The sequence below is a fragment of the Streptomyces sp. NPDC104761 genome (assembly GCF_055583445.1).
The window spans coordinates 483,874-504,436 of sequence record NZ_JBVJNZ010000003.1; the positions used below are offsets into that span (position 1 = coordinate 483,874).

At 70.7% G+C, this 20,563-nt stretch carries 14 protein-coding genes; 10 read left to right on the plus strand and 4 right to left on the minus strand.

The features are described 5' to 3' along the window. Positions 1-50 precede the first annotated feature (50 nt). Positions 51-740: a maleylpyruvate isomerase family mycothiol-dependent enzyme gene (locus ACZ63F_RS11940; protein ID WP_469710281.1), complete on the minus strand. Its 690-nt coding sequence runs from the start codon at positions 738-740 to the stop codon at positions 51-53. A 224-nt stretch (positions 741-964) separates the two neighbouring features. On the opposite strand from ACZ63F_RS11940, the gene uvrA reads away from it, so the two are divergent. After that, positions 965-4,012: an excinuclease ABC subunit UvrA gene (gene uvrA, locus ACZ63F_RS11945; RefSeq protein WP_469710282.1), complete on the plus strand. Its 3,048-nt coding sequence runs from the start codon at positions 965-967 to the stop codon at positions 4,010-4,012. 136 nt (positions 4,013-4,148) lie between these two features. Here uvrA and ACZ63F_RS11950 read toward each other — a convergent pair whose 3' ends face one another. Both ACZ63F_RS11950 and ACZ63F_RS11955 read right to left on the minus strand, forming a co-directional pair. Further along, positions 4,149-5,066, minus strand: coding sequence for a carbohydrate kinase family protein (locus ACZ63F_RS11950; protein WP_469710283.1), 918 nt, complete (start codon positions 5,064-5,066; stop codon positions 4,149-4,151). Next, on the minus strand, positions 5,063-6,163 hold the full coding sequence (locus tag ACZ63F_RS11955; RefSeq protein WP_469710284.1) for a LacI family DNA-binding transcriptional regulator: 1,101 nt from the start codon (positions 6,161-6,163) through the stop codon (positions 5,063-5,065). Before ACZ63F_RS11955 ends, ACZ63F_RS11950 begins: the two co-directional genes overlap by 4 nt. A gap of 321 nt (positions 6,164-6,484) precedes the next feature. On the opposite strand from ACZ63F_RS11955, the gene ACZ63F_RS11960 reads away from it, so the two are divergent. Further along, positions 6,485-6,913 (plus strand): Rieske (2Fe-2S) protein, encoded by a 429-nt coding sequence (locus ACZ63F_RS11960; protein WP_469710285.1) that lies wholly within the window; start codon positions 6,485-6,487, stop codon positions 6,911-6,913. 25 nt (positions 6,914-6,938) lie between these two features. Here ACZ63F_RS11960 and ACZ63F_RS11965 read toward each other — a convergent pair whose 3' ends face one another. Beyond that, positions 6,939-7,889: a hypothetical protein gene (locus tag ACZ63F_RS11965; RefSeq protein ID WP_469710286.1), complete on the minus strand. Its 951-nt coding sequence runs from the start codon at positions 7,887-7,889 to the stop codon at positions 6,939-6,941. Between the two features lie 810 nt (positions 7,890-8,699). Between ACZ63F_RS11965 and uvrC the strand changes: the two genes are divergently transcribed. The 8 genes from uvrC (at position 8,700) to tpiA (ending at position 20,556) form a co-directional block, all read left to right on the plus strand. Then, positions 8,700-10,916, plus strand: a complete 2,217-nt coding sequence (gene uvrC / locus ACZ63F_RS11970) for an excinuclease ABC subunit UvrC (RefSeq protein ID WP_469710287.1) — start codon at positions 8,700-8,702, stop codon at positions 10,914-10,916. Next, entirely contained in the window at positions 10,913-11,959 is a 1,047-nt protein-coding gene (gene rapZ, locus ACZ63F_RS11975) for an RNase adapter RapZ (RefSeq protein ID WP_469710288.1), read from the plus strand. The genes uvrC and rapZ overlap by 4 nt, the downstream gene beginning before the upstream one ends. Then, positions 11,956-13,023: a gluconeogenesis factor YvcK family protein gene (locus ACZ63F_RS11980; RefSeq protein ID WP_469710289.1), complete on the plus strand. Its 1,068-nt coding sequence runs from the start codon at positions 11,956-11,958 to the stop codon at positions 13,021-13,023. Before rapZ ends, ACZ63F_RS11980 begins: the two co-directional genes overlap by 4 nt. Beyond that, the gene (gene whiA / locus ACZ63F_RS11985; RefSeq protein ID WP_061919442.1) at positions 13,014-14,003 is read left to right on the plus strand and encodes a DNA-binding protein WhiA; all 990 of its coding nucleotides are present in this window, start codon (positions 13,014-13,016) and stop codon (positions 14,001-14,003) included. The genes ACZ63F_RS11980 and whiA overlap by 10 nt, the downstream gene beginning before the upstream one ends. Before the next feature lie 168 nt (positions 14,004-14,171). Next, positions 14,172-17,126 (plus strand): M14 family metallopeptidase, encoded by a 2,955-nt coding sequence (locus ACZ63F_RS11990; RefSeq protein WP_469710290.1) that lies wholly within the window; start codon positions 14,172-14,174, stop codon positions 17,124-17,126. Positions 17,127-17,400: 274 nt separating this feature from the next. Next, positions 17,401-18,411, plus strand: coding sequence for a type I glyceraldehyde-3-phosphate dehydrogenase (gene gap / locus ACZ63F_RS11995; RefSeq protein WP_351705280.1), 1,011 nt, complete (start codon positions 17,401-17,403; stop codon positions 18,409-18,411). Positions 18,412-18,562: 151 nt separating this feature from the next. Then, complete coding sequence (locus tag ACZ63F_RS12000; protein WP_469710291.1) at positions 18,563-19,774, plus strand: phosphoglycerate kinase; 1,212 nt, start codon at positions 18,563-18,565, stop codon at positions 19,772-19,774. Positions 19,775-19,779: 5 nt separating this feature from the next. Next, positions 19,780-20,556 (plus strand): triose-phosphate isomerase, encoded by a 777-nt coding sequence (gene tpiA / locus ACZ63F_RS12005; protein WP_469710292.1) that lies wholly within the window; start codon positions 19,780-19,782, stop codon positions 20,554-20,556. The last annotated feature ends 7 nt before the right edge of the window (positions 20,557-20,563 follow it).

Genomic DNA, 20,563 nt, shown 5'->3' on the forward strand with positions numbered 1-20,563 from the left:
TCAGCCTATAGCGGGGAGCGCGTGCCGATGTGCCGCGCGCCGCACGCGCGCTACAGCGGCGGAAGCGCGGGCAGGACGCCGCCCTTCACGGCCAGGGCCGAGCCGTCGCGGCGGCCGGCAAGCCAGCCCAGCAGGTCGGCGGCGGAACCCTCGACGGCGACCGGATCTCCCGGCGTGCCCCCGCCCGTCGTCCAGGTCCGGCCGCCGTCACTGCGCAGAGTGGTCGACGGGACTTCCCGGTGCCCGTCGAAGCGGTCCACAAGGAAGTCGATCTCCCGCTCGGTGAACTCCGCCGGGAGGTCCTCCAGCTCGTACCCGATCCCGAGATCGACATGGTGCAGCTCGACCTCGGCCCAGCGCCGGAACGGCACCCGGGAAGCGCTGTCGGTGACCCCGTTGCGCAGCTCCACCGTGCGTGTCCAGTCCGCGGGCTCGGCCGCCCGGGCCCGGAATCCGGCATGGCTCGCGCGCAGGTCGTCGATCTGGACGTCGAGCGGGCGCGGCGCGTCACGCTCGATGTCGGCGTCGCGGGCCTCGGCGGAGACGTACATGGGACGTCCGGCCAGGACGTTGCCGAGCGCGTCCGCATTGCGGGCGAGGTGGGCCAGGACATGGCCGACCGTCCAGCCGGGCAGCCGTGACGGTCGCGCGCCGGCCGCGTTGTCCAGTGCGGCGACTGCGGTGAGGAGCCGTTCGGTCGCTTCGTGTACAGACGCCAGGTCATGAGCGTGATCAATCATGGGGCTGACAGTAGCTCCGCCACCCCTTCGGGTGAAGGTTTCGCACGAGCTCCGTAAATCGAATGGGCGTGCTATATCGTCGGTGGCGGCGTCGGGCATGCTTGATGGTCCGGGATTGTTTACGCATCCAGGAATCCGACCGGCGTTGTCAGTGGCTCCCCCTAGTCTGAAGAAGCACGGGGCCCTGCCCCTGTCACTTCTCTCAAGAAAGGTGCGGACCGGCTGTGGCCGACCGTCTCATCGTCCGTGGCGCGCGCGAGCACAACCTGAAGAACGTCTCGCTCGACCTGCCTCGTGACTCGCTCATCGTCTTCACGGGTCTGTCCGGGTCGGGCAAGTCCTCCCTGGCCTTCGACACGATCTTCGCCGAGGGCCAGCGCCGCTACGTGGAGTCGCTCTCCTCGTACGCCCGCCAGTTCCTCGGGCAGATGGACAAGCCGGACGTGGACTTCATCGAAGGCCTGTCCCCCGCGGTGTCCATCGACCAGAAGTCGACCTCGCGCAACCCGCGCTCGACGGTCGGCACCATCACCGAGGTCTACGACTACCTCCGGCTGCTCTTCGCGCGCATCGGCAAGCCGCACTGCCCCGAGTGCGGCCGCCCGATCTCCCGCCAGTCGCCGCAGGCCATCGTGGACAAGGTCCTGGAGCTGCCGGAGGGGAGCCGCTTCCAGGTGCTCTCGCCGCTGGTGCGCGAGCGCAAGGGCGAGTTCGTCGACCTCTTCGCCGACCTCCAGACCAAGGGCTACTCCCGCGCGCGCGTGGACGGCGAGACCATCCAGCTCTCCGAGCCGCCGACCCTGAAGAAGCAGGAGAAGCACACCATCGAGGTGGTCGTCGACCGCCTCACGGTGAAGGGCACCGCCAAGCGCCGCCTCACCGACTCCGTGGAGACCGCGCTCGGCCTGTCCGGCGGCATGGTCGTGCTCGACTTCGTCGACCTCCCCGAGGACGACCCGGAGCGCGAGCGCATGTACTCGGAGCACCTCTACTGCCCGTACGACGACCTGTCCTTCGAGGAGCTGGAGCCCCGTTCCTTCTCCTTCAACTCGCCCTTCGGCGCCTGCCCCGAGTGCACCGGCATCGGCACGCGCATGGAGGTCGACCCGGAGCTGATCGTCCCGGACGAGGACAAGTCGCTCGACGAGGGTGCCATCCACCCCTGGTCTCACGGCCACACCAAGGACTACTTCGGCCGCCTGATCGGCGCCCTCGCGGATGCGCTGGGCTTCCGCACCGACATCCCCTTCGCCGGGCTGCCGCAGCGTGCCAGGAAGGCCCTGCTCTACGGCCACAAGACCCAGATCGAGGTCCGCTACCGCAACCGCTACGGCCGCGAGCGCGTGTACACCACGCCCTTCGAGGGCGCTGTGCCGTTCGTCAAGCGCCGGCACAGCGAGGCCGAGAGCGACGCCAGCCGCGAGCGCTTCGAGGGCTACATGCGCGAGGTGCCCTGCCCGACGTGCCAGGGCACGCGCCTGAAGCCGATCGTCCTCGCGGTCACGATCATGGACAGGTCGATCGCCGAGGTCGCGGCGATGTCCATCAGCGACTGCGCCGACTTCCTGGGCGAGCTCAAGCTCAACGCCCGTGACAAGAAGATCGCCGAGCGTGTGCTCAAGGAGGTCAACGAGCGGCTGAAGTTCCTGGTCGACGTCGGCCTGGACTACCTCTCGCTGAACCGCGCGGCCGGCACCCTCTCCGGCGGCGAGGCCCAGCGCATCCGCCTGGCCACCCAGATCGGCTCCGGCCTCGTCGGCGTCCTGTACGTCCTCGACGAGCCGTCGATCGGCCTGCACCAGCGCGACAACCACCGGCTGATCGAGACCCTCGTCCGGCTGCGTGACATGGGCAACACGCTCATCGTCGTCGAGCACGACGAGGACACCATCAAGGTCGCCGACTGGGTCGTCGACATCGGCCCCGGTGCCGGCGAGCACGGCGGCAAGGTCGTGCACAGCGGCTCCCTTAAGGAACTGCTGGCGAACGAGGAGTCGCAGACCGGCCAGTACCTGTCGGGCAGGAAGTCGATCCCGCTGCCCGACATCCGGCGCCCGCAGGACCCGTCCCGCCGGCTCACGGTGCACGGCGCCCGCGAGAACAACCTCCAGGACATCGACGTGTCCTTCCCGCTGGGCGTGTTCACGGCCGTCACGGGGGTGTCAGGATCCGGCAAGTCGACGCTGGTCAACGACATCCTGTACACGCACCTGGCCCGCGAGCTGAACGGCGCGCGGAACGTCCCCGGCCGGCACACGCGCGTGGACGGCGACGACCTCGTCGACAAGGTCGTGCACGTCGACCAGTCGCCCATCGGCCGCACCCCGCGGTCGAACCCGGCGACGTACACCGGCGTCTTCGACCACATCCGCAAGCTGTTCGCCGAGACCACCGAGGCGAAGGTCCGCGGCTACCTGCCGGGCCGGTTCTCCTTCAACGTCAAGGGCGGCCGCTGCGAGAACTGCGCGGGCGACGGCACCATCAAGATCGAGATGAACTTCCTCCCGGACGTCTACGTCCCGTGCGAGGTCTGCCACGGTGCCCGGTACAACCGGGAGACCCTGGAGGTCCACTACAAGGGCAAGTCCATCTCCGAGGTCCTGAACATGCCGATCGAGGAGGCCACGGCATTCTTCGAGGCCGTCCCGTCGATCGCCCGCCACCTGAACACGCTGAAGGACGTCGGCCTCGGCTACGTCCGCCTCGGCCAGTCCGCGACCACCCTGTCCGGCGGCGAGGCGCAGCGGGTGAAGCTCGCGAGCGAACTGCAGAAGCGCTCCACCGGCCGTACGGTCTACGTTCTGGACGAGCCGACCACCGGTCTGCACTTCGAGGACATCAGCAAGCTGCTGAAGGTCCTCGGGGGGCTGGTCGACAAGGGCAACACGGTCATCGTCATCGAGCACAACCTCGACGTGATCAAGACCGCGGACTGGGTCGTCGACATGGGACCGGAGGGCGGCGCCGGCGGCGGACTCGTCGTCGCGGAGGGCACGCCCGAGGAGGTGGCCGGCGTCCCGGCCAGCCACACCGGCAAGTTCCTGCGCGAGATCCTCGGCGCCGACCGCATCAGCGATGCCAGCTCGGTGAAGGCGCCGCGCAGGGCGGCGGCGAAGAAGACGGTCGCGGCGAAGAAGACCGTCGCGGCCAAGTCGACGGCGAGAAGGACGGCGACCGCCACGACCGCCGACAACACGGCCACGAAGAAGGCGGCCGGAGCCACCAAGAAGGCGACCACCGCGAAGAGGACGACGCGGGCCGGCAAGGCCTGAGGCCGCTGGGCGAGAGGTTCGGAAAAATCCAGAAAAGTGCGGCGCCCCACGGGAACTTCCCGTGGGGCGCCGCCCGTTCCACGATCAGCCGTCGGATCTCCACGGCCACGACGGACCTTGACCCCTCAACAGCGAGTCAGAGAGCGAAGCCTTCGAGTTCGGAGGCGTACGGCGGTTCGGCACCCGCCCGGGAGCACGTGATCGCGGCCGCCCGCGCCGCGAATCGCAGCAGCCTCGTCCACCCGTCGGCACCCAGTCCCAGGAGCGCCCCGGCGGACAGGGCGTCCTGGGCTGCCAGTCCATGCAGCAGAGCCGCGTTGACGGTGTCACCGGCGCCGATCGTGTCCACGACGGCGACCTCCTCACCGGGAACGGAGTACACGGTGCCGTCCCGGGTGAAGGCGCTGAGACCGTCACCGCCGTGGGTGATCACCACGGCCGAGGGCCCCGCCGCCAGCCATTCGTGCGGGGTGCCACCCAGCCACAGGGCGTCCTCCTCCGAGAGCTTGAGGAGGGTCACCGAGGGCAGCCAGCTCTTGAAGCGGCCCCGATAGGCGTCAGGATCCGCGATCAGACCAGCCCGGATGTTCGGGTCGAGTGCGGTGAACAGGCCCTGCCCGGCCGCGTCGCGCATCAGCTCCTCGTAGGCGCTCGCCCCCGGTTCCAGGACGAGCGAGAGTGTGCCGAAAGAGACGGCCCGGGTCGTTGCGGGGAGGCCGGGGGGCGGGGTGAACAGGCGGTCCGCCGTGCCTTCGACGTAGAAGGAGTAGGAGGCGGAGCCCCGTGGGTCGATCGTGGCGGCCGCGAGGGTGGTCGGTTCCGGGCCGCGCTCCACCAGGGAGACGTCCACACCGGCCCGCCGCAGCCCGTCCAGCAGGGCCTCGCCGAAGGCGTCGTCGGAGGCGCGGGAGCAGAACGCGGTGGCGGAGCCCAGGCGGCCGAGGGCCACGGCCGTGTTGTACGGGCCGCCGCCGAGCGCCGGCTGCAGGGCCGCGAGGGCGCCCGTGCCCTGCGGTACCAGGTCGATCAGTGCTTCACCGGCGACGACGATCACGAGAGGGTTCCTTTCCCGGGGTGCTGAAGGGCGCTGGACGTGCTGGGGGTGGCGGGTACGAGAGGGTCCTCGGCGGTGTCCTCCTCCCGGCACCCGCAGGACGTCCGGTGCACGAAGGCGCAGGGGAGCCGTACGGTCCGGGCGGCCCGGCCGGGCGAGGCCAGCCGTTCCAGGAGCACCCGGACGGCCTCGGCGCCGAGGTCCCTGCTGGGCTGGGCGATGGCGGTGAGCCGGGGCGAGAAGAGGTCGGCCCAGGCGAAGTCGTCGAAACAGCACAGGGCGATGCCCTCCGGTACGGAGAGGCCCCGCGTGCGCAGGGCACGCAGGGCGCCGATGGTCATCGCGTTGTTGGCGGTGACCAGTGCCGTGGGCGGGGCGGCGAGCGACAGCAGGGCGGCGGTGGCCTGCTCGGCACCCGAGGCCTCCGAGTTGCCCGGGACGATCAGGTCCTCGTCGAGCGGCAGCCCGGCCGCGGCCAGCCCCTGCCGGTAACCGGCGACCCGCTCGCCGGTGGTGCTCAGCCCGGGCAGCCCCGCGACCAGGCCGATCCGGCGGTGCCCGAGACCCGCGAGGTGGGTGACGAGCCGGGCTGTCGGCCCGGTGTTCTCGGCGCAGACCTGGTCGAAGGGCGAGGCAGTGCCTGCGTGGTCGTCGACGATCCGGTCGAGGAGGACGGTCGGTACGGCATGACGGCCGAGGTAGGCGAGAAGCGCACGCGGGTCGGCGGAGGGAGCGACGATCAGGCCGTCGACGCGGCGCTCGTGGAGGAGCTGGACGACCTTGCGTTCATGCGCGGGGTCGTCGTGCGGGTCGGCGATGAGCAGGCTGTAGCCGTGCTCCAGGACGGCTGCCTCGACGCCCTGGAGGATCTCCGTGAAGTAGGGGTTGCTGATCGCCGACACCGCGAGCCCGATGGAACGGGTGCGGGACGTGACCAGGGAGCGGGCGAGGGTGTTGGGTGTGTAGCCCAGTTCCTCGATGGCGTCGAGCACGGCCTGACGTGTGTGGGGCAGCACCGGGCGGGTCTCGTTCAGCACATGGGAGACGGTCGCCACGGACACACCGGCGCTGCGGGCGACGTCGGCCATGGTGGGCATGAGGCTCCCTTGTCGGTTCCCGCCCCGGGCAGGAGCTGTGTTTTCAGGGCTCGGGCCGCCGGGCCGGTTCGGTAGGTGATCGGTGCGTCGGTTCCCGCTCGGACCGCCGCGCGGGGCCTCCGGCCGGAAGCTACCCCATCCGCCACGTCCGCGTAAACGCTTACGCAAGCGTTTACGCGCGATTGAGTGAGCCTTCCCCCGCTCCGCCCCCACCCCGAAGCGGGACGATCCGCCCAGGTACTGTCTTCCCGCGCGGTTCCCGCCGGCTGTCCTCCGGAATCCCGCCCCGACCCACCCCGCCCCGACCCACCTGGAGCCCCAGTGCCCGCCCGCCCCTTCACGAGTCGCCGTACCCTCCTGCGCGGAGCGGCCGTCACATCGGTCGCCGGACTGGGGGCGGCCGCCTGCCAGGCACCCGGCGGTGCGGCGACGGCGGACGCCACGCCGACCGGGCCCGTCGACCTCGGAGCCGGCAGCGAGGTCGCCGAGGGCGGAGCCCGGCTCTACCGGGAGCACAACGTGGTCGTCAGCCGGTCCGCGGACGGTGTGCTGAAGGCGTACAGCACGATCTGCACGCACGCGGGGTGCCCGATCGACAGACTCCAGGGCACGACCCTGGTCTGTCCCTGCCACGGCAGCGAGTTCGACGCCGTGACCGGGAAGGTGGTGCGGTCACCGGCCACCGAGCCGCTGAGCGGACTGCCGGTCAAGGAGTCGAACGGCCGGATCGTGGCGGGACCCGGCGCCTGAGCCGGGACCGGTCGTCAGCGCCGGTTCATTCCCAGTCCCAGGCGATCCCCAGCAGTCCCGGCCGCACCCGGGGCTCGACCAGGTGGACGGAGCGGTGCAGCCCGCTGAGCGGCAGGGTCTGGCGGCCGGTGCGGGGGGCCGCCGCCGAGTGCTGGGCGAACCGGTGGCAGCGGGTCGGCAGCGCGTCGGCGGCGAAACGCACCTGAAGGGTGTACTGGCCGCCCGGAAAGCCGAAGCCGCGGACGTACTCGCGTGAGACACCGGCCGTGCCGTCCTCGACGGCGTAGCGGAAGAGGAAGGTGTCGCCGGAGCGCAGACGCGTGCCGAAGAGGAGTTCGGCGACGAGGAGGCCCGTCTCCTCGTCCGCACGGACGCGTCCCGCGCGGCAGTTCTCCAGTGCGCGCACGGTCATGTGCTGCGGGGCGCAGCCGGGGTCACCGTGGTGGACGGCCACGAAGCGGTCGACGCCGTCCCGGTGGGCGCGCACGATGTGCTGCGACTCGCGGGCGGCCAGTTCCCGGTGGGTGCCGATCCGCACCCGCTCGTGGTGCCCGAGGGTGTGCAGGCCGCCGTCGAGGGACCAGCCGAGTTCGGCCTGCAGCCGGTCGAGGACGTCGCATGCCTCGATCAGTGAGCGGTAGGAGCGGGTGGCGGGGCGGCGCGTGGCGGGCTCCTGGTCGGTGGTCTCGGCGAGCAGCCGGATCAGGGACTCGTCCGGGAGCTGGAGTATCTCCTCCAGCGCGCGGACGGCCCGCAGCGACTCCGGTCGCTGCGGCCGGCGGGCCCCCTGCTGCCAGTAACTCAGGCTGGTGACGCCGACTTTGACGCCGTAGCGGGACAGGTGGTGCTGCACGCGCTGGAGCGGCAGCCCGCGGGCGGCGATCGCGGCGCGCAGAGCCACGTGGAAGGGGCCGCCGCGCAGGGCCGAGTCCAGTTCCGCGGTCGCGACGTCCGCGTGCTGTGTGCCGTGCCGCATGCAGGGGGCCTTTCTGTCGGGGGGTTCAACGGCTGGTCAGGCCGTTGGCGCGGTTCGGGGCCACCCCGTCGGCGCCGGGGCGGCCGCACCTGGGCGGGCCGCGTCCGCAGGCCGTCGCTCACGGCCCCGAGTTCCCCCGCATTGAAGCGTGTTGACCAATCCCCGACAACACCTTCGGCCGGTCCGGGGTGCCCACCTGGCCGGGGCGCGACCCCGTCCACCGGCGGGAGGGTACGGGCGTGGCAGGGCCGCTCTCGGCCAGCAGGCCGGAGATCGTTCGTGGACGAGGGGTCGATTTGGGGAGGAAGCGGAGCAAGATCCGTCACGAGCGGCCGAGCCGCGCCGGGTCGGTCGCGCGCCGGGTCTCTGTCCGAGGTGTGCCGGAACCACTCGCGAGGTCGCCGAGGTGTCCGATTCCGCGATCCGCCCGCCGGGTGGGCAGCGGCAGCGAGCGGGAGGCCGCGGGGGCCGGCTGCCCGCTGCGCTCGCCTGGAGGCGCGGAGCCCCCGCCCTGACCTCCGGCAGTGCGTCGCCGTTCCTCCGCGATCCCGCCTCCCGTCGATGTGCGCCTCCCGCCGGTGTAGCCGCTGCGCGCACGGGCCGCGGAATCCCCGGCGTCCTCTCGGCCGGGCGTCCGAAAGCCCTGGCAGGCCTGCTGCCTCCCCGTGGCCCGTAGGCTCGGCCTCCCTCTCCCGCCGGCCCGTCGGCCCTGTCTCCGGCGTCCCTGGCGCCCCCGCCGCCCCTCCCGGCCCGCCGACGGTTGTCCACAGGCTCGTCGCGGTGTCGGTGCTCGCCAGTAGGGTGTGAGACATGGCCGACCCCTCCAGCTACCGCCCCAAGCCGGGACAGATCCCGGACACTCCCGGGGTGTACAGGTTCCGTGACGAGCACCGCCGGGTGATCTACGTCGGAAAGGCGAAGAGCCTGCGCCAGCGCCTGGCGAACTACTTCCAGGACCTGGCGAGCCTGCACCCCCGCACCCGGACGATGGTCACCACCGCGGCGTCCGTGGAGTGGACCGTGGTGTCCACTGAGGTCGAGGCGCTCCAGCTGGAGTACTCCTGGATCAAGGAGTACGACCCCCGGTTCAACGTGAAGTACCGCGACGACAAGAGCTACCCCTACCTCGCGGTGACGATGAACGAGGAGTTCCCGCGGGTCCAGGTGATGCGCGGTCACAAGAAGAAGGGCGTGCGCTACTTCGGGCCGTACGGCCACGCGTGGGCGATCCGGGACACCGTCGACCTGCTGCTGCGCGTGTTCCCGGTGCGCACCTGCTCGGCCGGGGTGTTCAAGAACGCCGCCCGCACCGGCCGCCCCTGCCTGCTCGGCTACATCGGCAAGTGCTCGGCGCCCTGCGTCGGCCGGATCGAGCCGGAGGAGCACCGCGAACTGGCCGAGGAGTTCTGCGACTTCATGGCCGGCCGCACCGGCACCTACCTCCGCCGTCTGGAGCAGCGGATGACGGAAGCCGCCGAGGAGATGGAGTACGAGCGGGCCGCCCGGCTGCGCGACGACATCGAGGCCCTGAAGAAGGCCATGGAGAAGAACGCGGTCGTGCTCGCCGACGCGACCGACGCCGACCTCATCGCCGTCGCCGAGGACGAGCTGGAGGCGGCCGTGCAGATCTTCCACGTGCGCGGCGGACGCGTACGCGGCCAGCGCGGCTGGGTGACGGACAAGGTCGAGGACGTCACCACGGGTGCCCTCGTCGAGCACGCCCTCCAGCAGCTCTACGGCGAGGAGACCGGCGACGCGGTCCCCAAGGAGGTGCTGGTCCCGGCCCTGCCCGAGCCGGTCGAGCCGGTCCAGGAGTGGCTCACCGACCGTCGCGGGTCGAACGTCTCGCTGCGCATCCCGCAGCGCGGCGACAAGAAGGCCCTGATGGAGACCGTGCAGCGCAACGCCCAGCAGTCGCTCGCCCTGCACAAGACCAAGCGCGCCTCCGACCTCACCACGCGTTCGCGCGCGCTGGAGGAGATCGCCGACGCCCTGGACCTGGACAGCGCCCCGCTGCGCATCGAGTGCTACGACATCTCGCACCTGCAGGGCGACGACGTCGTGGCCTCCATGGTCGTCTTCGAGGACGGTCTGCAGCGCAAGAGCGAGTACCGCCGCTTCCAGATCAAGGGCTTCGCCGGCCAGGACGACGTGCGTTCCATGCACGAGGTGATCACCCGCCGCTTCCGCCGCTACCTCGCGGACAAGGAGCGGACCGGCGAGTGGGTGGAGGACGGCGCAGAGGACGCCCTCACCGAGTCCGGCGGCACCGCAGCGACGGCCTCCGCCACCCTGGCACCTTCCGGCACCCCCGCACCTTCCGGCACCCCCGCACCTTCCGGCCTCCCCGCACCCTCCGGCACCCCCGCACCCTCCGGCACCGCACCCGACCGTGACGCCGCCCCCGTCAACGGTTTCAAGGACGAGGACGGCCGTCCCAGGAAGTTCGCCTACCCGCCCCAGCTCGTGGTCGTCGACGGCGGCCGGCCGCAGGTCGCCGCTGCCAAGCGGGCGCTCGACGAGCTCGGTATCGACGACATCGCCGTCTGCGGCCTCGCCAAGCGCCTCGAAGAGGTCTGGCTGCCCGAGGACGACGACCCGGTGGTCCTGCCCCGCACCAGCGAGGGCCTCTACCTGCTCCAGCGCATCCGGGACGAGGCGCACCGCTTCGCCATCACCTACCAGCGCGCCAAACGGGCCAAGCGTTTCCGTGCCAGCCCCCTGGACGACGTACCGGGGCTGGGCGAGACCCGCAAACAGGCGTTGATCAAGCATTTCGGCTCGGTGAAGAAGCTGCGGTCCGCCACAATCGAGCAGATCCAGGAAGTGCCCGGGATAGGCCGCAAGACGGCCGAGACCATCGCCGTGGCCCTCGCCCAGGCGGCCCCGGCCGCACCCGCCGTGAACACGGCGACCGGAGAGATCATGGATGACAGGGAAGACGAGGCGCCCGAGACGACGGCGGACGCCTCGGGGGAGCCCGTACCCGCGGGCGCCCCGGACGATCGACGGGGCCAGGAGAGATGACCGAGCGCGACGCACAGCCCACAGCACAGCGAGATCCGGCGTTCAGCGAAACGCAGGGCGAGCCCCAGGAAACGCACCACGAGGCGCGCCAGGATCAGCCGCAGGAAGCGCGAGCCGAAGCGGGCCAGGAAAACGGAGCAGAAGTGAGTACGGACGCCACCGCCGCCGGGGTGCCCGAGGCGGCCATTCCCGAGCTGGTGATCATCTCCGGCATGTCGGGAGCCGGCCGTTCCACGGCGGCCAAGTGCCTGGAGGACCTCGGCTGGTTCGTCGTGGACAACCTCCCGCCGGCCCTCATCCCCACCATGGTCGAGCTGGGCGCCCGCTCCCAGGGCAACGTGGCGCGGATCGCGGTCGTGGTCGACGTGCGCGGCCGGCGCTTCTTCGACAATTTGCGCGAGTCCCTCGCCGACCTCGACAGCCGGGGCGTGACCCGGCGGATCGTCTTCCTGGAGTCCTCCGACGACGCGCTGGTCCGCCGCTTCGAGTCGGTGCGCCGTCCGCACCCCCTCCAGGGCGACGGCCGGATCGTGGACGGCATCGCCGCCGAGCGGGAGCTGCTGCGCGAGCTGCGCGGCGACGCCGACCTGGTGATCGACACCTCCAGCCTCAACGTGCACGAGCTGCGCGCCAAGATGGACGCCCAGTTCGCCGGCGAGGAGGAGCCCGAGCTGCGGGCCACCGTGATGTCGTTCGGCTTCAAGTACGGCCTGCCGGTCGACGCCGACCTGGTGGCCGACATGCGGTTCCTGCCCAACCCGCACTGGGTGCCGGAGCTGCGCCCGTACACCGGCCTCAACGAGGAGGTCTCGGCGTACGTCTTCAACCAGCCGGGCGCCAAGGAGTTCCTCGACCGGTACGCCGAACTGCTGCGGCTGATCGCGGCAGGCTACCGGCGTGAGGGCAAGCGGTACGTGACGATCGCCATCGGCTGCACGGGCGGCAAGCACCGCTCGGTCGCCGTGTCCGAGAAGCTCGCCGCCCGCCTGGCCGCCGAGGGAGTGGAGACCGTAGTCGTGCACCGGGACATGGGGCGCGAGTGACCGAGCGCAGTCCACGGCTGAGCAGGCTGCGCCGGACGGTGCCCGAGTCCCGCGCGGGCCGTCCCGTCGAGGCCCGCGGTGCCCGGCCGCGCCGCCGCGGTGCCCAGCCCAAGGTGGTCGCCCTGGGCGGCGGCATGGGCCTGTCCGCCTCGCTCGCCGCCCTGCGGCGGATCACCGGCGACCTCACCGCCGTCGTCACCGTGGCCGACGACGGCGGCTCCAGCGGTCGCCTGCGCGACGAGCTGGGTGTGCTCCCGCCGGGTGATCTTCGCAAGGCTTTGGCTGCCCTGTGCGGTGACGACGACTGGGGGCAGACCTGGGCCCGGGTCATCCAGCACCGCTTCCAGTCCAAGGGCGACCTGCACGAGCACGCGGTAGGTAATCTGCTGATCGTCGCCCTGTGGGAGCAGCTCGGCGACCACGTCCAGGCCCTGGACCTGGTCGGCAGGCTGCTCGGCGCGCACGGGCGCGTGCTGCCGATGTCCGCCGTGCCGCTGGAGCTGCAGGCCCTGGTCAAGGGGCACGACCCGGAGCGGCCCGAGGAGGTGGACCTGGTCCGCGGGCAGGCCACCGTGGCGCTCACGCCCGGCGAGGTGCAGTCCGTGCACCTGGTGCCGCACGACCCGCCGGCCGTGCCGGAGGCGGTGGCGGCCGTCCTGGACGCGGACTGGGTGGTGCTCGGCCCCGGCTCCTGGTTCTCGTCGGTGATCCCCCACCTGCTCGTCCCCGATCTGCTGGACGCGCTCACCGAGACCAAGGCCCGCAAGGTCCTCTCGCTGAACCTGGCACCGCAGCCGGGAGAAACCGAAGGCTTCTCACCGCAGCGTCATTTGGAGGTTTTGGGGCGACACGCCCCTAAACTCGCCCTGGACGTGGTGCTGGCCGACGAGGCCGCCGTGCCCGACCGCGACTCGCTCACCGAGGCCGCCAAGCGGCTGGGAGCCGCGGTCGAGCTGAGCCCCGTGGCCCGGACCGACGGTTCACCCCGGCACGACCCGGAGCTGTTGGCCGCCGCGTACGACCGTATTTTTCGGATGCATGGAAGGATCGGCCCATGGCGATGACGGCAGCGGTGAAGGACGAGATCTCCCGGCTACCCGTCACCCGGACCTGCTGCCGGAAGGCGGAGGTCTCCGCCATTCTGCGGTTCGCGGGCGGCCTCCACCTGGTGAGCGGGCGCATCGTGATCGAGGCGGAGCTGGACACCGCGATGGCGGCCCGGCGCCTCAAGCGGGACATTCTGGAGATCTTCGGCCACAGCTCCGAGCTGATCGTGATGGCGCCCGGCGGGCTGCGCCGCGGCTCACGGTACGTCGTGCGGGTGGTGGCGGGCGGCGACCAGCTGGCCCGCCAGACCGGCCTGGTGGACGGCCGGGGCCGGCCGATCCGGGGCCTGCCCCCGCAGGTCGTCTCCGGGGCCACCTGTGACGCCGAGGCGGCCTGGCGCGGCGCCTTCCTGGCACACGGCTCGCTGACCGAACCCGGCCGCTCCTCCTCCCTGGAGGTGACCTGCCCGGGCCCGGAGGCCGCGCTTGCGCTGGTCGGCGCCGCCCGCCGGCTGTCCATCGCCGCGAAGGCCCGTGAGGTGCGCGGGGTGGACCGGGTGGTCGTCCGCGACGGTGACGCGATCGGCGCCCTGCTGACCCGCCTCGGCGCGCACGAGTCGGTGCTGGCCTGGGAGGAGCGCCGGATGCGCCGCGAGGTCCGCGCCACCGCGAACCGCCTCGCCAACTTCGACGACGCCAACCTGCGCCGCTCCGCCCGCGCCGCCGTCGCGGCCGGAGCCAGGGTCCAGCGGGCCCTGGAGATCCTCGGCGAGGAGGTGCCCGAGCACCTCGCGGCGGCCGGCCGGCTGCGCATGGAGCACAAGCAGGCCTCCCTGGAGGAGCTGGGCGCGCTCGCCGACCCGCCGCTCACCAAGGACGCCGTCGCGGGCCGGATCCGCCGGCTGCTCGCGATGGCCGACAAGCGTGCGTCCGATCTGGGCATCCCGGGCACCGAGGCCAACCTCTCCGAGGAGCTGGCCGACAACCTCGCAGGCTGAGGCACCGTCACCCCACCGGTGCCGGCGGCCGAGACGGTCGTCGGCACCGGTGTTTGCATCCCTTTTGGGCCACCGTGAACTGGCCATGAGGCGCCCTTGACTGGATCATGAAGTGTCATGAGCCTGGCAGGAGTTCGCCGCCGTGGCGAACCACTGCTAGGGGGGTTCATGAGACACAGAGCGAGATCGATCCTCGCTGTCGGCGCGCTCCTGATCGGCTCGGCCGCACTCGCACCCATGGCGCAGGCGCAGACCGGGAGTTCCCCGAAGACCGACCCCGACCCGGTCAAGGTCTTCCACGCCGACGTCACCAGGAAACAGATTCCCCTCCTGCTCGAAGCCGGGCAGGACGGCAACGAACTCGGCGACCAGGTCTCCGGATCCGGCAGGACGGAAGTCGAGCTGTACCTCACCGACCAGCAGGCGAAGAAGCTGGCCAAGCAGGGCGTCGACCTCACCGAGCACAAGGTGTCGGCCAAGGCCGAGGTGCGGGTCGAAGGCGCCTCCCAGGGCGTGTTCCGCCCGTACAGCGGCACCGGCGGCCTCGAACAGGAGATCCTCGCGACCGCCCAGGCCCACCCCGGCCTCACCAAGGTCGAGTCCATCGGCAAGACGGTGAACGGGCAGGACATCCTCGCGCTCAAACTGACCAAGGGCGCGAAGAAGTCGAAGGACGGCTCCAAGCCCTCCGTGCTGTACGTGTCCAACCAGCACGCACGCGAGTGGATCACGCCGGAGATGACCCGCCGGCTGATGCACTACTACCTGGACAACTACAGCACGAACCAGCGCATCAAGAAGATCGTCGACTCGACCGAGCTGTGGTTCGTGCTGTCCGCCAACCCCGACGGCTACGACTACACCTTCAAGAACTCCGACACCCGCCTGTGGCGCAAGAACCTGCGGGACGTCAACGGCGACGGGGTCATCTCCACCGGCGACGGCGTCGACCTCAACCGCAACTTCGGCTACAAGTGGGGCTACGACGACGAGGGATCGTCCCCCAACCCCACCAGCGAGACCTACCGCGGCGCGAGCCCCGAGTCCGAGCCCGAGACCAGGGCGCTGGACGGCTTCGAGAAGCGGATCGGGTTCACGTACGGCATCAACTACCACTCCGCCGCCGAACTCCTCCTCTACGGCGTCGGCTGGCAGGTGGCCACCCCGACCCCGGACGACGTCCTCTACAAGGCGCTCGCCGGCACCCCGGACAACCCGGCGATCCCCGGCTACCACTCGCAGGTCTCCTCGGAGCTGTACACCACCAACGGCGAGGCGGACGGGCACGCGTCGAACGTCAACGGCATGGCGATGTTCACCCCCGAGATGTCGACCTGCCAGACCGCCTCGAACATCGACCCGAACGACGCCTGGAACGCCGCCGACTGCCAGTCGGTCTTCAACTTCCCGGACGACGAGAAGCTGATCCAGGACGAGTTCGAGAAGAACATCCCCTTCGCGCTCTCCGTCGCCGAGACCGCCGCCCACCCCGACCAGCCGGTCTCCTCGGTGGGCCTGAGTGCCGCCGACTTCACCCCGGCCACGTTCTCCACGTCGTACTCGCGCGGCGCCGACCAGGAGGTCTCCGTCGTCGTCCGCAAGGCGATCCGCGACAAGGAGCTCAAGTACCGTGTCAACGGCGGCCGCACCCGGGACAAGGCACTCAAGGCCTGGAAGGGCGGCGAGACCTACGGCGGTGCCGACAACCTCTACTTCGACGAGTACCGGGCCAAGGTGAAGGACGGCGACCCGGGTGACAGGGTCGAGGTGTGGTTCACCGGTGAGACCAGGAGCGGCAAGAAGGTCTCCAGCCCGCACTTCACGTACACCGTCGCCGAGCGGCCCAAGGCGGACACCCTGGTGGTCGCCGAGGAGGGCGCCAAGGCCACCCAGGCGCAGACCTACGTCGACGCGCTGAAGGCGGCCGGGCACAAGGCGGTCGTCTGGGACGTCGCCACCCAGGGCGCGCCCGACGCGCTCGGCGTGCTCAAGCACTTCAGGACGGTCGTCCACTACTCGGGCACGAGCGGGCCCGGCAACGACACACAGCTCCAGCTGCGCGCCTACCTCAACGAGGGCGGCAAGCTGATCGAGGCCGGCGAGCTGGCCGGCGGCAGCGTGAACCTCGCCGACGGCACCCCGTCGGACGACTTCAGCCAGTACTACCTGGGCGCCTACTCCCGTACCTCGACACCCGGGGCCACCGGCTTCACCGGCTCCGGCACCCTGGACGGCTTCAGCGGGCCCCTGAGCGGCACCTCCGCCAACCCGCTCGACAAGGCCGGCACCTACGCGGTCACCTCCGACGAGCTCTCGCCCGGCACGTACCCGCAGTTCGCCAGCGCGGGCGCCGGCCAGTTCGCCGGGACCGTCAACCCGTACGGGCCGTACTCCGGCTCCTACATGGCCGCGGCCGTCCACACCGACGACTCCTACAAGCGCCTCACCCGCACCATCGACCTCAGCGGTGTCACCGCGTCCCAGCAGCCGACCCTCGGCGCCAGGCTGCTGTGGGACACCGAACCCGGCTACGACCACGCGGTCGTCGAGGCGCACGTCGTCGGCACCGACGACTGGACGACCCTGCCGGACAAGGGCGGCGCCACCAGCAGTGCCGTACCGAGCGAGTGCGGCGCGGGCTTCCTGGTCGCCGAGCACCCGTGGCTCAAGCACTACCTGACCATCGCTGACGGCCAGTGCACCGCGAGCGGCACCAGCGGCTCCTGGAACAGCTTCACCGGCAGCTCGGCGGGCTGGCAGCCGGTGAGCTTCGACCTGAGCGCCTACGCGGGGAAGTCCGTCGAGGTCTCCATCGCCTACATCACCGACCCGGGCACCGGCGGCCACGGCGTCCTCCTCGACGACGCCTCGCTCGTGCTCGGCGGCGCGGCCACCGAGACCGAGGGCTTCGAGACCTCCCTCGGCCCCTGGAGCGTGGCCGGCCCGCCGGCGGGCAGCCCGGCCGTCCTCAAGGACTGGGAGCGCACCGGGGCGCTCTTCCGGACGTACGGAGCGGTCACCACCGACCGCACCGTGCTGCTCGGGTTCGGCCTGGAACAGGTCACTTCCGCGGCCGATCGTGCCGCTCTGGTGAAGAAGGCGTTGACAGCACTCGACAACTGACGCCGACGGCACGCGACAAGTGAGCCGACCCGCTCACGAACGAGTGAAACGACGGTGAATACGGGTCGGCATTCCGTGACAAATAGGCATGATCCGGCCACCGATCCGGGACGGTCCGTACCCCTACTGGCGGGTACGGACCGCCTCGCCGTGTATGGGGCATCTGGATGTCACCACGGAAGCCTCAGGGAGGTAGGGTCATGGGTGGTCGGGGACATCCCAAATACAGCTCGCCGGCACCGCATGGCCGGCGTACCAACGAGGAGATCGGTTCGTGACGATCCGCGTAGGCATCAACGGCTTCGGTCGTATCGGTCGCAACTACTTCCGCGCGCTGCTGGAGCAGGGCGCTGACATCGAGATCGTGGCTGTCAACGACCTGGGTGACACCGCGACCACCGCGCACCTGCTGAAGTACGACACGATCCTGGGCCGTCTCAAGGCCGAGGTGTCGCACACCGCCGACACGATCACCGTCGACGGCCACACCATCAAGGTGCTGTCCGAGCGCAACCCCGCCGACATCCCGTGGGGCGACCTGGGCGTCGACATCGTCATCGAGTCGACCGGCATCTTCACCAACAAGGACGACGCCGCCAAGCACATCGCCGGCGGCGCCAAGAAGGTCCTCATCTCGGCTCCGGCCAAGAACGAGGACATCACCATCGTCATGGGCGTCAACCAGGACAAGTACGACGCGGCCAACCACCACGTCATCTCCAACGCCTCCTGCACCACCAACTGTGTGGCGCCGATGGCGAAGGTCCTCGACGAGAACTTCGGCATCGTCAAGGGCCTGATGACGACGGTGCACGCGTACACCAACGACCAGCGCATCCTGGACTTCCCGCACAAGGACCTGCGTCGCGCGCGTGCCGCCGCGGAGAACATCATCCCGACCACCACGGGTGCCGCCAAGGCCACCGCGCTGGTCCTCCCGCAGCTCAAGGGCAAGCTGGACGGCATCGCCATGCGCGTCCCGGTCCCGACCGGCTCCGCCACCGACCTGGTCGTGACCCTGCAGCGCGAGGTCACCAAGGACGAGGTCAACGCCGCGTTCAAGAAGGCCGCCGAGGACGGCGACCTGAAGGGCTACCTGGCGTACACCGAGGACGAGATCGTCTCCTCGGACATCGTCGGCGACCCGGCCTCCTGCACCTTCGACTCCTCCCTGACCATGGTCCAGGAGGGCAACACGGTGAAGATCCTCGGCTGGTACGACAACGAGTGGGGCTACTCCAACCGCCTCGTCGACCTCACGGTCTTCGTCGGCGAACAGCTCTGATCGGCCGAACAGACACCACGATGCGGTAGCAGGGCTCGGGCAGCGCACGGTCGCGCCGCCCGGGCCCTGACGCGCGTAAGGATCGACCCGACGACGTACGGTTCGATCAGTCCTCGTACGATCAAGAGCCCTCCTGTAGGAGTCCCCAACCATGAAGACGATCGACGAACTCCTCGCCGAAGGGGTCGACGGCAAGCGGGTCTTCGTCCGTGCCGACCTCAACGTGCCGATGGCGGACGGTCTCATCACCGACGACGGCCGCATCCGTGCCGTCCTGCCCACCGTCAAGGCCCTCGCCGACGCGGGCGCCAAGGTGGTCGTCGCCTCCCACCTGGGCCGCCCCAAGGGCGCCCCGGACCCGAAGTTCTCCCTGCTCCAGGCCGCCGAGCGGCTCGGTGAACTGCTGGACGCCCCGGTCGCGTTCGCCCAGGACACCGTCGGCCCCGCCGCCCACGACGCGGTCAACGGCCTGCAGCCCGGCCAGGTCGCGGTCATCGAGAACCTGCGCTTCAACGCCGGCGAGACCGCCAAGGACGACACCGAGCGCGGCGAGTTCGCCGACCAGCTCGCCGCCCTCGCGGACGTCTACGTCGGCGACGGCTTCGGCGCCGTGCACCGCAAGCACGCCTCCGTCTACGACCTCCCGGCCCGGCTGCCGCACTACGCCGGCTACCTGATCGCCACCGAGGTCGGCGTCCTGAAGAAGCTCACCGAGGACGTCCAGCGGCCCTACGCCGTAGTGCTCGGCGGTGCCAAGGTCTCCGACAAGCTCGCCGTCATCGACCAGCTGCTCGGCAAGGCCGACCGCATCCTCATCGGCGGCGGCATGGTCTACACCTTCCTCAAGGCCAAGGGCTACGAGGTCGGCAGCTCCCTCCTGCAGGAGGACCAGCTCGCCACCGTCACCGAGTACCTGGAGCGCGCCGAGAAGACCGGCGTGGAGATCGTCCTGCCCGTCGACACTGTGGTCGCTCCCGCCTTCCCGGACCTGTCGGCCAAGACCCCGACCAACCCCAGCATCGTCCCCGCGGACGCCATGCCGGCCGGCCAGATGGGTCTGGACATCGGCCCGGAGACCAGCAAGCTGTACGCCTCGAAGCTCGCCGACGCCGCCACCGTGTTCTGGAACGGCCCCATGGGCGTCTTCGAGCACCCCGACTACGCCGCGGGCACCCGGGCGGTCGCCCAGGCCCTCGTCGAGTCCAAGGGCTTCACCGTCGTCGGCGGCGGGGACTCCGCAGCCGCCGTGCGCATCCTCGGCTTCGACGAGAACGCGTTCGGACACATCTCGACCGGTGGCGGCGCCTCCCTCGAATACCTCGAGGGCAAGACGCTCCCCGGCCTCGCCGCACTGGAGGACTGACCTACATGAGCACGCGCACGCCGATCATGGCGGGCAACTGGAAGATGAACCTCAACCACCTCGAGGCCATCGCGCACGTCCAGAAGCTCGCCTTCGCCCTGGCCGACAAGGACTACGAGGCCGTCGAGGTCGCCGTCCTGCCGCCCTTCACCGACCTGCGTTCCGTGCAGACCCTGGTCGACGGCGACAAGCTCAAGATCAAGTACGGTGCCCAGGACCTCTCGGCGCACGACTCCGGCGCCTACACCGGCGAGATCTCCGGCTCCATGCTGGCCAAGCTGAAGTGCACGTACGCGGTCGTCGGCCACTCGGAGCGACGCCAGTACCACGCCGAGACCGACGAGATCGTGAACGCCAAGGTCAAGGCCGCGTACAGGCACGGTCTGACCCCGATCCTGTGCGTCGGCGAGGAGCTGGACGTCCGCGAGGCGGGCAACCACGTCTCCCACACCCTCGCCCAGGTCGAGGGCGGTCTCAAGGACCTCCCGGCCGAGCAGGCCGAGTCGGTCGTGATCGCCTACGAGCCCGTGTGGGCCATCGGCACCGGCAAGGTCTGCGGCGCCGCGGACGCCCAGGAGGTGTGCGCCGCGATCCGCGCCAAGCTCGCCGAGCTGTACAGCCAGGAGCTGGCCGACCAGGTCCGCATCCAGTACGGCGGCTCCGTCAAGGCCGGCAACGTGGCCGAGATCATGGCGCAGACCGACATCGACGGCGCCCTGGTGGGCGGTGCGTCGCTGGACGCGGAAGAATTCGTCAAGATCGTGCGCTTCCGCGATCAGTGATCGGGGT

Bases quoted from the DNA above. Each gene is read 5' to 3' on its own strand.
- ACZ63F_RS12000 (WP_469710291.1), top strand. From the start codon at position 18,563: ATGAAGACGATCGACGAACTCCTCGCCGAAGGGGTCGACGGCAAGCGG.
- ACZ63F_RS11955 (WP_469710284.1), bottom strand. From the start codon at position 6,163: ATGCCCACCATGGCCGACGTCGCCCGCAGCGCCGGTGTGTCCGTGGCG.
- rapZ (WP_469710288.1), top strand. From the start codon at position 10,913: ATGACCGAGCGCGACGCACAGCCCACAGCACAGCGAGATCCGGCGTTC.
- tpiA (WP_469710292.1), top strand. From the start codon at position 19,780: ATGAGCACGCGCACGCCGATCATGGCGGGCAACTGGAAGATGAACCTC.
- ACZ63F_RS11990 (WP_469710290.1), top strand. From the start codon at position 14,172: ATGAGACACAGAGCGAGATCGATCCTCGCTGTCGGCGCGCTCCTGATC.
- whiA (WP_061919442.1), top strand. From the start codon at position 13,014: ATGGCGATGACGGCAGCGGTGAAGGACGAGATCTCCCGGCTACCCGTC.
- uvrC (WP_469710287.1), top strand. From the start codon at position 8,700: ATGGCCGACCCCTCCAGCTACCGCCCCAAGCCGGGACAGATCCCGGAC.
- ACZ63F_RS11940 (WP_469710281.1), bottom strand. From the start codon at position 740: ATGATTGATCACGCTCATGACCTGGCGTCTGTACACGAAGCGACCGAA.
- ACZ63F_RS11965 (WP_469710286.1), bottom strand. From the start codon at position 7,889: ATGCGGCACGGCACACAGCACGCGGACGTCGCGACCGCGGAACTGGAC.